The 12,990-nt window shown below is 63.7% G+C and carries 10 protein-coding genes; 7 read left to right on the top strand and 3 right to left on the bottom strand.

Features of this window, described 5'->3' with window-relative positions; genetic code table 11:
• A partial coding sequence (cysC, locus tag E0504_RS12615) for an adenylyl-sulfate kinase (protein WP_131624519.1) occupies positions 1-1,728 on the top strand: 1,728 nt, incomplete at its 5' end.
• A complete protein-coding gene (locus tag E0504_RS12610; protein ID WP_131624517.1) occupies positions 1,725-2,456 on the top strand; it encodes a 3'(2'),5'-bisphosphate nucleotidase CysQ in 732 nt (243 codons plus the stop codon). The genes cysC and E0504_RS12610, both read left to right, overlap by 4 nt.
• Positions 2,457-2,520: 64 nt before the next feature.
• On the opposite strand, the gene E0504_RS12605 is transcribed toward E0504_RS12610, so the two are convergent.
• From E0504_RS12605 to E0504_RS12595, 3 genes are read right to left on the bottom strand one after another with little or no spacing between them, the layout of a single operon-like run.
• Positions 2,521-3,810 carry a TIM barrel protein gene (locus E0504_RS12605; protein WP_131624515.1) on the bottom strand — a complete coding sequence of 430 codons (1,290 nt, stop codon included), beginning with the start codon at positions 3,808-3,810 and terminating at the stop codon, positions 2,521-2,523.
• A gap of 11 nt (positions 3,811-3,821) precedes the next feature.
• Entirely contained in the window at positions 3,822-4,700 is an 879-nt protein-coding gene (locus E0504_RS12600) for a sterol desaturase family protein (protein WP_165938499.1), read from the bottom strand.
• A gap of 41 nt (positions 4,701-4,741) precedes the next feature.
• The gene (locus E0504_RS12595; RefSeq protein WP_131624511.1) at positions 4,742-6,853 is read right to left on the bottom strand and encodes a bifunctional rhamnulose-1-phosphate aldolase/short-chain dehydrogenase; all 2,112 of its coding nucleotides are present in this window, start codon (positions 6,851-6,853) and stop codon (positions 4,742-4,744) included.
• Between the two features lie 93 nt (positions 6,854-6,946).
• On the opposite strand from E0504_RS12595, the gene E0504_RS12590 reads away from it, so the two are divergent.
• From E0504_RS12590 to E0504_RS12570, 5 genes are read left to right on the top strand one after another with little or no spacing between them, the layout of a single operon-like run.
• Positions 6,947-8,347, top strand: a complete 1,401-nt coding sequence (locus E0504_RS12590) for an FGGY-family carbohydrate kinase (protein WP_207912521.1) — start codon at positions 6,947-6,949, stop codon at positions 8,345-8,347.
• A complete protein-coding gene (lldD, locus tag E0504_RS12585; protein ID WP_131624509.1) occupies positions 8,344-9,498 on the top strand; it encodes an FMN-dependent L-lactate dehydrogenase LldD in 1,155 nt (384 codons plus the stop codon). Before E0504_RS12590 ends, lldD begins: the two co-directional genes overlap by 4 nt.
• The gene (locus E0504_RS12580; protein ID WP_131624507.1) at positions 9,495-10,760 is read left to right on the top strand and encodes an MFS transporter; all 1,266 of its coding nucleotides are present in this window, start codon (positions 9,495-9,497) and stop codon (positions 10,758-10,760) included. The genes lldD and E0504_RS12580 overlap by 4 nt, the downstream gene beginning before the upstream one ends.
• A 13-nt stretch (positions 10,761-10,773) precedes the next feature.
• Positions 10,774-11,562 (top strand): DeoR/GlpR family DNA-binding transcription regulator, encoded by a 789-nt coding sequence (locus tag E0504_RS12575; RefSeq protein ID WP_131624505.1) that lies wholly within the window; start codon positions 10,774-10,776, stop codon positions 11,560-11,562.
• 58 nt (positions 11,563-11,620) lie between these two features.
• Positions 11,621-12,949, top strand: a complete 1,329-nt coding sequence (locus E0504_RS12570) for a sugar MFS transporter (RefSeq protein ID WP_131624586.1) — start codon at positions 11,621-11,623, stop codon at positions 12,947-12,949.
• The last annotated feature ends 41 nt before the right edge of the window (positions 12,950-12,990 follow it).

The raw sequence follows: 12,990 nt of genomic DNA, 5'->3' as shown, positions 1-12,990 counted from the left end.
GCGCTGGAAAGCGACAGCAAGCGGGTCGGCACGCAAGGGCAAGAGATCGACTTCGCGCTGCTGGTCGATGGCCTCGCCGCCGAGCGCGAACAGGGGATCACGATCGACGTCGCCTATCGCTTTTTCTCGACCGAGAAGCGCAAGTTCATCGTCGCCGATTGCCCGGGGCACGAACAGTACACCCGCAACATGGTCACCGGGGCGAGCACGGCGGACCTGGCGGTGATCCTGGTCGACGCGCGCAAGGGCGTGCTCGTCCAGACGCGGCGGCACAGCTACCTTGTCCACCTGCTTGGCATCCGCAACGTGGTGCTGGCGGTCAACAAGATGGATCTCGTCGACTACGACCAGGCGACCTTCGATGCGATCGTGGCTGAATACCGCGAGTTCGCCAGCAGCATCGGCATCGAGGCGTTCACCGCGATCCCGATCTCCGGCTTCCGGGGCGACAACATCACCGCCTCCCCCAGCGACAACACGCGGTGGTACGACGGTCCGAGTCTGGTCGAACACCTCGAAAGCGTCGAGGTCTTAAGCGGTGTGGACAGCGCCAAGCCGTTCCGGATGCCGGTGCAGTGGGTCAATCGCCCCAACCTCGATTTCCGCGGGTTCGCCGGCCTGATCGCGACCGGGGCCGTGCGGCCAGGCGATGCGGTGCGCGTGCTGCCGTCCGGCAAGACGACCACCATCGCGCGGATCGTGTCGCTCGATGGCGATCTGGCGCAGGCAGTCGCAGGCCAGTCGGTCACGCTGACGTTCGCCGACGAGATCGACTGCAGCCGCGGCGACGTGATCGCGGTCGCGGACAACCCGCCGCAGGTCGCCGACCAGTTCGAAGCCACGGTGGTGTGGATGGCTGACGAGGCGATGCTGCCCGGGCGTTCCTACTGGCTGAAGCTCGCGACTCAGACGGTGTCGGCCACGATCGCCGAGCCGAAGTACGAAATCGACGTCAACAGCCTGGAACACCTCGCCGCCAAGACGCTCGAACTGAACCAGATCGGGGTGGCCGAGCTGACCACCGACAAGCCGGTTGTGTTCGAACCCTATGCCGACAACCGCACGCTGGGCGGGTTCATCCTGATCGACAAGATCACCAACGCCACCGTGGCGGCCGGGATGCTGCATTTCAGCCTGCGCCGCAGCCAGAACGTTCACTGGCAGCCGACCGACATCAGCCGGCAGCACCACGCGGCGCTCAAGAACCAGACGCCCAAGGTGCTGTGGTTCACCGGTCTGTCGGGTTCGGGCAAGTCGACCATCGCCAACGAGGTGGAAAAGCGGCTCGCGGTGATGAACCGGCATACCTTCCTGCTCGACGGGGACAACGTGCGCCACGGGCTCAACAAGGACCTGGGCTTTACCGAGGCCGACCGGATCGAGAACATCCGCCGGGTCGGCGAGGTGGCGCGGTTGATGGCGGATGCGGGACTGATCGTCCTCACCGCGTTCATCAGCCCCTTCCGGGCCGAGCGCGACATGGTCCGCGCGATGCTGCCCGAAGGCGAATTCATCGAGATCTTAGTCGACACCCCGCTGGAGGTTGCCGAGGCGCGCGACGTGAAGGGTCTCTACAAGAAGGCGCGCAGCGGCGAGCTCAAGAACTTCACCGGCATCGACAGTCCGTACGAACCGCCGGAAAGCCCCGACATCGTGGTCGATACGGTCACCATGACCCCTGCCGAAGCTGCCCAGTATATCATCGACCGGCTGCTACCGCTCAAATGAACGACCACCAGCTCGCCGCGCACCTGGCCGAAGAGGCCGGCCGCATCCTTCTCGCCGTGCGCGACAGCCGCAAGCACCACGGCAAGGAGCTCGGCCGCGCGGGCGATGCCGAGGCCAACGCGCTGCTGGTCGCCGCGCTGCGCGAACTGCGGCCGGACGATGGCCTGCTGTCAGAAGAGGAAAAGGACAGCCGCGCACGCCTTGCCAAAGTGCGCACCTGGATCGTCGACCCGCTCGACGGCACCCGCGAATACGGTGAGGAGCGCGCCGACTGGGCGGTGCACGTCGCGCTGGCGATCGATGGCCGACCGGAGATCGGCGCGGTCGCCTTGCCCGCGCTCGGCCTCGTCCTGCGCACCGATCAGCCGTCGCCGACCGGTCCAGCTCCCGCTGTCCCGCGCATGGTAGTGAGCCGCACCCGCCCGGCGCGCGAGGCTGAGCTGGTTGCAGAGGCGCTCGGCGCCGAGCTGGTGCCCATGGGCAGCGCCGGGGCCAAGGCGATGGCGGTGGTGCGCGGAGAGGCTGAGATCTACCTCCACACCGGCGGGCAATACGAATGGGACAGCTGCGCGCCGGTCGCGGTCGCGCTGGCGCACGGCTTTCACGCCTCGCGCATCGACGGCAGCCCGCTGATCTACAACCGGCCCGACGTCTATATGCCCGACCTGCTGATCTGCCGGCCGGAGCTTGCGCCGCGCGTGCTGGAGATCGTCGCGGAGCTCGCTTGACGCTTTGGCTGCCCGGAAAAGCGATGCTTTTCGGAATGCGATCTGTTTCCGATTGGCAGGGCCTTCAGACTATCCCAGCTCCGAGGCCGACTGGCTTGCGCTCCTGAGCCTTGCGCTCGCGGTACTTGCTCGCGCGATAGGCGCTCAGCCAGTCGATCGCGCCGCCCAGCTCCGCTCGCGCCTTGGCCAGGATCGGAGCGACGTCGCATTCGTAGCTGCCGCGCAGGGTCCTGAAGGCGAGCAGCACGTCGTTGTCGTCTTGCGCCTGATGAAGCGCATCCCGGTCGACCAGCAAAGCCCTGGCATAGCATCCCGCGATCGTCTCGGCCGACGACAGCATGCTCTCGATCGGGTCGGTCACGTTGTGCGACTGGTCGATCATGTAGGCGGGATCGAACCCGTCGCGCGGGTTGAGCTCGGCTTCGATCAGCTCGTTGAACACCAGGAACAGCTGGTGCGGATTGATCGATCCGGAATCGAGATCGTCGTCGCCGTACTTGCTGTCATTGAAGTGGAACCCGCCGAGTTTGCCCGCACGGTGGAGGCGGGCAACTATCTGTTCGATGTTCACGTTGGGCGCGTGATGACCCAGGTCGACGAGGCACTTGCACCGCTCCCCCAGCTCCTGCGCGGCCAGCAACGAGCTTCCCCAATCGGAAATGACCGAAGAATAGAACGCCGGCTCGAACATCTTGTGCTCGAGCATCATCGTCCAGTCGCCGGGCAGCGCCGCGTAGACCTTTGCCGCTCCATCGAGATAGCGGTCGAAGCTGCGGCCGAGATCCTGCTGGCCGGGGAAATTCGTGCCGTCGCCAACCCACACCGTCAGCGCCCGCGACCCGATCTTGCGGCCGATCTCGATGCATTCGATGTTGTGTTCGATCGCCTGCTCGCGAGTGGCTTCGACGGTCGATGACAGCGAACCCGTCGAATAACTGTGCGGCTGCCCTACCTGATCCTGGAAGGTGTTGGAATTGACCGCGTCGAAGCTCAGGCCATAGCTGTCGGCCTCTTCGCGCAACGCGCCGTAGTCATCCACTTTGTCCCAGGGAAAGTGTGGACTCACGCGCGGCGTTGTGCGGCTGAGCTGATTGATGACCGCGCAATCTTCGAGCTTCTCGTGAATGTTCGTCGGTTCGCCTGCGAGCGGAAACTTGGCGAAGCGCGTGCCGCCGCGGCCCGCCCCCCAACTCGGAACCGCAACCGAAAATTCCTTCACCCGGTCCTTGATCCGGTCGATCGCCACCCCTTGCCGCTCGAGCTTTCGCCCGAGTGCGGCGTAGTCTTCTTCGAGCGCGGGCGTTGCGGCAGAGTTGGCCTCGGCAATTAGCTCTGCGGAAAGCGGTGCAATCATGGCAGCTCCAGTCATCGGGCTTTTCCATACGTTGTGAGGGCTCTGAACCCGCCGAGAGCCGGCAGCACTTGCGCCGACCACAACGAGCGGGGCGCCGGATAGTCATCGCCCAGGCCGGTCCCCGGAAACTGGCCGCCTTGTGGTTTGCGATAGGTCCCGAAAAGGATGTCGAGCAACGGGAAGGCGTCGGCAAAGTTGCTGTTGAAATGCTGCGGATCGCACGAGTGATGCAGGCTGTAAACTTGCGGTGTCACCACCACCCGATCCAGCCAAGGCAGCTCGATGCGGATCGCCGAATGATAAAACATCGACAGGAAAGAAAGCAGCAGGCCGGAAAGGAGCGCCGCCTGCCCAGCCTGGAACGCGGAGATGTCAAAGACGAGACCAAGGGCCAATGCTGGAAAAACTGTCACCCAGATTGCTTGGAGAAAATGATCTCTCGCCCATGTCGAACAGTTCATGAGTTCGTCACTGTGGTGGAGCTTGTGGAACTCCCAAAGGAAAGGCACGCGATGCTCGATCCGGTGTGCCCAGTAGAAGGCTACATCATGAACCACGATTGGCACGATAGCCATCGCCATGACCGCAAGCATGCCGCCGATGGCGGGCACTTGAGCGATGGTGTCATATGAGAAACCGACGGACTCCCAGGGTAACGCATGGCGGAGGCGTTCTGTCGCCAGGCCAATGAGAACCCCGAGCGGCATTGCGAGAAAGATCGTGCTGGCGCTGATCAAAATGTTGATACTGTAATCTCGCCATCCCGGTCTGCGGTGGACCGGGCGCAGTTGCTCCGCGACGATGAACGGCAGAAGAAGCATCGGACCTACGATGACGAAGGCCATGCTCTCAACTGCCGTCTGCCGAAGTACCTGCCAGTAATCCGCCACGTCCATCTCCTTCGCCGAACGGCTTCTTCCCGCTGCAGTCGCTAGCGGGTGAAGGCCTGAGCGTTTCCGGCGTCGATATTGAGCATGTTGCCGGTCGATTTCGCGGAAACGTCGCTGGCGAAGAAGAAAGCGCCTTCGGCAATATCCTCGGGCAGCACGTCGCGCTTGAGCATGGAACGGTTGCGGTAATGCGCCTCGAGCTCCGCGCCGGCATCGATACCATGAGTGCCCGCGCGTTCCCTGCGCCAATCGCCGTCCCAGATGCGGCTCCCTTTGATCACCGCGTCGGGGTTGACGATGTTCACCCGAATGCCATCCGGCGCGCCTTCGAGCGCCAGGCACCGCGCAAGATGGTTCGCGGCTGCCTTTGCCGAAGCATAAGCGGAAGCGCCTGCCGCTGCCGCGACTGCGTTCTTGGAGCCGATGAACACGACGGAAGTGCCGCCCTGATCCTTCATCCGCTTGAGCAGCGGCCAGGCGTGCTTCGCGGCCAGGAAGTAACCTTGGGCCAGAACATCGAAGTTCCTGTCCCACAACTCGACCGTGGTTTGTTCGATCGGCGCAGAACTGGCGATACCCGCGTTGGCAACGAGCACATCGAGACCGCCGAACTCGCGAGCGCACGCATCGAACGCGGCCTTGACCTGTGCTTCGTCGGTAACGTCGCAGACCACCGCACGGACGAGGTCCTTGCCAAACTGCTGGACGAACCCTTGTTTCACTTCCTCGACCGCATCGGCATCGCGATCGGCCAGCATCACGCAGGCGCCATCGCGGAGAAACCGTGCAGCCGTTGCTGCGCCAATCCCGCCCGCACCGCCGGTTACCAGCGCGATCCGTCCGACCATCGGCTTGGGAGCGGGCATGCGCTGGAGCTTCGCCTCCTCGAGCAGCCAGTATTCGATGTCGAAGGCTTCCTGTTCGTCGAGCGCGATATAGTCCCCGATTGCCTCGGCTCCGCGCATGACGTTGATCGCGTTGAGATAGAACTCGCCTGCAATCCGCGCGGTCGCCTTGTCGGCGGCGAACGTCATTCGCCCCACGCCGGGCACCAGAACGACAACCGGGTTGGCATCGCGCATCGCGGGCGAATTGCCCCGCCGGCAACGATCGTAATAGGCACTATAGAGACCGCGATAATCGGCGATCCGCTGGGCCAGATAAGTGTCGTCGTCGAGCCTAGCGGGATCGAGTGCGAGCGGCGCGATCTTGGTTCGAAGGAAGTGATCGGGGCAGCTCGTGCCCAGCGAAACCAGCTTGTCGAAGTCAGCGCTGCCGACAAACTCGAGCGTGGCGTCATCATCGGAGAAATGACCCACCTTGCGTCGCGCGCCGGTCATCAGCGACCGCAACCGCGGCATGAGCCTTGAGGCGATCGCGCGCCGGTCCTCGCGCGCCTTGACCTTGACGCCCCCAAAGGCCGGACCAGCCAGCAGCTTGGCGTTCAGATACTCGGCAGCTTCCGCGATCAGGCGAACCGTCTGCTCGTAGCACTCGTGCGCGGTGTCGGCCCAGCAGATGATGCCGTGACCTGCCAACATCGCGCCCTTGGCGTTCGGGTTCGATTTGGCGAAATCGCGGATCATCACGCCGAGCGTGAAACCTGGCCGCTTCCACGGCAGCCAGCCGATCGTATCGCCCCACAGCTCCTGGGTCACCGCCTGTCCTCCGCTCGACGCGGCGAGTGCGATGATGGCGTCCGGGTGGACGTGATCGATATGCTTGTACGGAAGCAAGGAGTGCAGCGGCGTGTCGATCGACGCCGCGCGCGAATTCAGGTTGAACGTGCAGTGCGGTAGGAAACCGACCATCTTGTCGTCGTCCTGCTCGCCCGCATAGTGATCCTCGAGCGCGAGCAGCTTGTCTTCGTAAAGGGTGGCAAACCCGTCCAGCCCCATGGAACCGATGTCGCCGCCGGACCCCTTGACCCACAGGACCTCTACATCCTTGCCGGTGAGTGGATCGGTCCCCACGACCTTTGCCGAGGTATTTCCGCCTCCGAAGTTGGTGACCGTGAGGTCCGAGCCAAGCAGATTCGAACGGTAGAGCAGCAGCTCTGCCTCTGTCTTTCCCCGGGCTTCAGATTCATCCCACCGGCTGGCGGGGATGGCGAAGGGGATGGCCTGTCCGGCCAAAGTTGTCTGAATGTTCATGGCGCGACCCTTGTAGCATTAGCCCTTTTCAAGAACAATCATTTTCGCTAGCTCTCAATCATCAAGGCGCATGAACTGACGCCAGGAGGGGTTGTGAGCAAAGGCTGGGCGATCGTCGTCGATGTCGGCAAGACCTTGAGCAAGGTCAGCCTGTGGTCGCGCGACGGAAACATGCTCGACCGTCAGGTGCGTGCCAATCAGTCGCCGTTCACTGGCGATTACGTCGCTCTTGACACCGCCGCGACCGGCGAATGGATCTTGCAGATTCTGAGCGAGTACGGATCGCACCCGGTAGAATGCATCATCCCCGTCTCGCACGGCGCCGCGGTAGCGGGAATCGCCAATGACGGGCTAGCTTTCGTTCCGCCCGATTACGAATGGGCGATGCCGGAAGACGCTCGTCTCTCGTACCAGCGACAACGCGCGCCATTCGCCAAGACCGGTTCGCCGTCCCTTCCTGCAGGCCTCAATCTCGGCGCCCAGCTCCACTGGCTCGAAAGCTCCGTACCACGCTGCTTCAACAAGGCGACATTGCTTCCATACGCCCAGTACTGGACCTGGCTGCTCAGCGGCAACGCCGTCAGCGAAGTGAGCAGTTTGGGTTGTCACTCGGATTTGTGGTGCCCTGCCGAAGGGCACTTCTCTCCGCTCGCCCAGCAGCGGGGATGGGCACGCCGGTTCGCCCCGCTTGCGCGCGCCGGCGACGTGATCGGAACTTTGCGGCCTGAACTCGCCGCACGCATGGGCCTTTCCGAGCAGACCCGGATCCATGCCGGCCTGCATGATTCCAATGCCGCGTTGCTCGCCGCCCGCGGCTTTCGCGAGATCGAGGACAACGAGGCCACGGTGCTTTCGACCGGCACCTGGTTCATCGCCATGCGGCTGACCCGGGAACCGGTCGATCTGTCCGCCCTGCCCGAGGATCGGGACTGTCTGGTCAACGTCGATGTCTACGGCACGCCCGTGCCGTCCGCACGGTTCATGGGTGGGCGCGAGATTGAGACGCTCATCGAACTCGACACCCGGCAGGTCGACATCAAGCCTGATCAGCCGCTGCTGATCGAGGCGGTGCCGGGTCTGTTCGCCAGCGGCGCGATGGTCTTGCCCACGTTGGCGCCCGGCAACGGTCCGTTCGGCGACGCTCGGGGAGGCTGGCACGACCGGCCCGACGATTGGCATGCGCGCCGCGCCGGTGCCTGCCTGTACGCCGCGCTCGTCACCGATGTCTCGCTCGACCTTATCGGGTCCAAGGAACGCCTCGTCGTAGAAGGCCGCTTCGCCGAAGCAGAAGTCTTCGTCCGCGCCCTCGCCGCACTGCGGCCCGAAACGCGAGTGTACGTCGCAAATGCACACAACGACGTCAGCTTCGGCGCTCTTCGGCTGGCGAATCCTGACTTGCGACCTACTGGTGAGCTGCGCCTCATCGATCCGCTAGATGGCGACATCGCGGCATATCGCGCAACGTGGCGCGAGCGCGCGGGTCATCCGGCATGATCGCTGCCTCGGCCCTCGACTACCGCGAACTGGCGCGGCGGCGGCTGCCGCGGTTCTTGTTCGACTACATCGACGGAGGTTCCTATTCCGAGGTGACCCTGGGCCGGAACCTTGCGGACCTGGGCCAAATCGCCCTGCGACAGCGCGTGATGCGCGACGTGTCCGATCTGGACCTGTCGTGCGAACTGTTCGGCACCCGTTACGCGCTCCCGGTAGCGCTGGCGCCGATCGGCCTGGCCGGCCTTAACGCCCGGAGAGGCGAACGACAGGCCGCGAGAGCGGCCGAAACACGCGGCGTACCGTTTACTCTCTCGACCGTGTCGGCGTGCACCATCGAGGAAGTAGCTTCCGCAACCACGGCCCCGTTCTGGTTCCAGCTCTACATGATCCGCGATCGCGGCTTCATGCGGGACCTGATGGCACGAGCGAAGTCGGCCGGCTGCGTCGCGCTGGTGTTCACGGTCGACATGCCGGTGCCCGGTAGCCGCTACCGCGACTATCATTCCGGGCTGGCTGGCGCACCCGGCTTCACGGGCAGCGTCCGGCGCGCCTGGCAAGCCGCCCTTCGGCCCGGCTGGGCCTGGGACGTCGGCCTGCACGGCCGGCCGCACAGCCTCGGCAACGTCGCTCCGGTTCTCCAGGATAGTTCCGGCATCGAGGATTTCTTCGCCTGGATGCGGGCCAATTTCGACCCCAGCGTGAGCTGGCGAGACCTCGACTTCATCCGGGCGGAGTGGGACGGCCCACTAATCATCAAGGGAATACTCGACGCCGAGGACGCGGAGCAGGCCGTGAAACTGGGCGCTGACGGGATTGTCGTGTCCAATCACGGTGGACGCCAGCTTGACGGAGTACCCTCGACCGCCCGCGCGCTGGCTCCAATCGTGCAGTCAGTGGCGGGGCGACTGACCATCATGGCCGACGGAGGTGTGCGCTCCGGCCTCGACGTGGTGAGGATGCTCGCGCTGGGCGCCGACGCGGTACTGATCGGGCGCGCGTGGGCCTACGCGCTTGCAGCGAGGGGCCAGGCCGGCGTGGACCATGTCCTGAGCTTGATCGAAGCCGAGATGCGCGTTGCGATGGCGCTGACCGGAACCACCAGCATCGCACAGATAACAGAAGACATTCTAGTCAGGGAGAGCCCGGCATGAGCCAGGTCGATATCATCGACGAAGTTCCCATCCAGAAAGACAACTGGAAGAACACCATACTCGCCGGCCTTGCCAATTACATCGATGCGGGATCGATCGTCGCTGGTGCTGCTGCGCTCGCGCTGTGGAAGGAGGTCTACGGGCTCTCTGACAGCTTTGTGGGCCTCATCGCCGCGTTCGGTCCGAATGCGATCGGCGCCGGCGTCGGTGCCATGATCGGCGGTTGGCTGTGCGACAAGCTCGGTCGCAAGCGCATCTATCAGTGGGATATGCTGGTCTACGCGATCGGCATGACGCTGCTGGTGTTTGCGACGGCACCCTGGATGATCGTCACCGGCTTCCTCATCGTCGGCCTGGCGGTCGGCGCCGACATCCCCGCGAGCTGGTCGCTGATCGCCGAAGAGGCGCCCGATACGCGCCGTGGCAAGCATTCGGGGGTCGCCCAGGTCCTGTGGAATCTTGGACCGGTGGTCGTGCTGCTGATGAGCCTGGCCCTGACTTCGCTCGGCGCGCTGGGCGCCCGCATCGTGTTCGCGCATCTCGTCGTGGTAGCGATCGGCTTGTCGCTCCTTCGCCGCAAAATGGCGGAATCGCGCCGCTGGAAGGAAACCCAGGAGGCCGGTTACCAGCGGCCCAAGGTCAGCGTTCTGTTTCAGGGCCCCTATCTCAAGTCCATTCTCGGCCTCGTTGGGATGTACGGTTTCTGGAATCTGTGGGCCGGCACCAACGGCTTCTTCTTTCCCTACATCCTCCAAACGGTCGGTGCAGCAACACAGGCACAATCGGTGGCGATCCAGGCGCTGACGTTCGGGATCGGGATGCTGTCCAACTACTTCATCTTCATGAAGTTCGTCGACAAGGTGAACCAGCGGCACATGTTCCTGATGTCTGCGATCATCCAGGTCGTGGGGATGGCGTTGCTGGCGATCTTCCCGCTGACCATTCCCATCGCCGTACTCCACGTATTCCTGCTTGGCTTCGGCGGCGGCTTCGGAGCGCAGGCCTTCTTCCAGCTGTGGAGCGCCGAGATGTTCCCGACCGCCCTGCGCAGCACGGCACAAGGCGTCTGCTTCGCGGTCGTCCGGATCACGCTCGGCTTCTTCAGCTTCTTCGTGCCGATCCTGACTTCGACCGGGTTTACGCACCTTGCGGTGATCCTTACCGGTTTCCTTATCGTGAGCGGTCTGGTCGGTTGGCTCTGGGCGCCGAGCAACGCCGGCAAGTCGCTCGAACAGATCCAGCGCGAACAGCGCGCGGCCTGAGGGGGAATCGAGCATGCATGCGGCCGAGCGCGAAATGGCGATCATGGAGGCGCTCGGCCGAACGGGGTTCGTAAGCTATCGCGAACTCGAAGCGGCGCTTGATGCCTCTCCCGCGACCATTCGCCGTGATCTTAGCCGGCTCGAGCGCGAGGCGCGGATACTGCGCGTCCACGGAGGGGCAAAGGCAGCGGAAGACGATGGCGCAGGTGACGGACGGGTCTCAACGCTCAAAGGCACCCCGTTCGAAAAGTCTTTGCACCGTAACCTCGCGGAGAAGCGCGCGATCGGAAAGACGGCCGCTAGGCTGTGTAGCCGCGGCGAAGGGATCATCATCGATGGCGGCACGACCACGTTCCAGATGTGCGATCATCTGGCGGGGCTTGGCCTGCAGGTTCTCACCAATTCGTTGCACATAGTGAACGCACTCCTGCCGCAGGAGGGGACGCAGATACTCCTCCCGTCCGGTTCGATCTTTCGTGAGCAGAACATCATCCTGGCCCCGTCCGGAGAGGCGAGCATGCCCAATTTTCACGCGTCAAAGCTGTTCATCGGAGCAGCGGCGGTCAGCCCCAAGGGCGTGTTTCAGGCCGACGCCATACTAGTCGCAAGCCAGCGCCGGTTCCTCGATGTCGCGGACGAGGTGATCCTGCTGATCGATTCGTCGAAGCTCTCGGTATCGTCGGGCGCCATTGTGTGCGGCCTCGATCGCATCGATCACATCATCGTCGGCGGCAATCCGCCGACAGAAACCCTCGACACCCTGCGTAGCGCCGGCGTCCGTAAGCTGACAGTCGCCGCGTGAGTTCGCCTCGCGCTCCGTACCGCGCGCTTTCATTCATTCATTCTGCCGGGACAACATGATGGCTCTTGCACCCGAAGTCTCTTCGAGCACCAACCCGCAGCCGATCGAGGACGATCATCCGCCGGTGGACGCCCCCGGCTTGCAGTATTTCGTCTTCGGACTGTTCTTCATCTTCGGGGGAATCACATCGCTCAACGACGTGATCATCCCAAAGCTGAAGGAGCTGTTCACGCTTAACTATACCCAGGCCATGCTGGTCCAGTTCTGCTTTTTCGCCGCTTACGCCATCATCGGCATTCCGGGGGCCCAGTTGGTCAAGCGTATCGGCTACATGCGCGGGGCCGTTGCCGGCCTGCTGACCATGATGGCGGGATGCCTGTTGTTCATCCCGGCGAGCCAGACCGCGACCTATGGGCTTTTTTTGCTGGCCCTGTTCGTGCTCGCGAGCGGCGTGGTCGTCGTTCAGGTCGTCGCGAACCCCCTGATCAGCCTCCTTGGTTCGCCGAAGACCACGCACAGCCGGCTGACGTTTGCGCAGGCCTTCAACTCGCTCGGCACGACGATCTTTCCATATTTCGGCGCGATTCTCATCCTCGGCAGTCTCGCCACCGTGTCGGCGGCCGAGTTGTCGGGCGCCGATCTAGTCGCGTACCAACAGGCGGAAAGCCAGGCGATCGTGAATGGGTACCTGGGGCTCGCCGTGGCCCTCGCCGTGGTGGCAGCGGTGGTTTGGGCGTTTCGTAATCGCCTGCACGGCGAGCAGCACGAGCCGTCGAGTGTGGTCGAGGGGTTCTCGCTGCTTCGCCGTCCGCGTTTCGGATACGGCGCTTTGTGCATATTCCTCTACGTCGGTGCCGAGGTTTCGATCGGCTCGATCATCGTCAGCTATCTGATGCAAGCGAACGTCCTCGGCCTGGCTGAGCAGGATGCGGGCAAGCTGATTCCGCTGTATTGGGGCGGCGCGTTGGTCGGTCGGTTCATCGGCTCCGCTCTCTTGCGCGCGGTTAGCCCCGGCCTCCTTCTGGCGGTCGTCGGTGTCGGAGCGGTCGGCTTGATCGGTCTCTCCGCGACGACAAGCGGGACGCTGTCAGGTTACTCGCTGCTTGCAGTCGGCCTGATGAATTCGATCATGTTCCCGACCATCTTTTCGCTCGCTTGTGAAAGGCTTGGCGCCAAAGCGGCGGATGGATCGGGCATCATCAATGTCGCGATCTGTGGCGGCGCGCTCGTGCCACTGCTGTTTGGAGTCATCGCGGACGCAACCGGCAATCTCCGGGCAGCCCTCGCGTTGCCTGTTCTCTGCTACCTTGCGATTGTAGGCTTCGGCATCTTCGCCCGCCGTCCCGCGACTTCGCATATCGATGGCTCGGCGTCGCAGTACGAATAGCCTGGTCGCGGGCGGTGGTCCGGATCACTAGGTCAACCTCG

Source organism: Parafrankia sp. BMG5.11, from assembly GCF_004337455.1.
The sequence above is the reverse complement of the archived record's forward strand: the minus strand, read 5'-3'. Positions and strand labels throughout refer to the sequence as shown.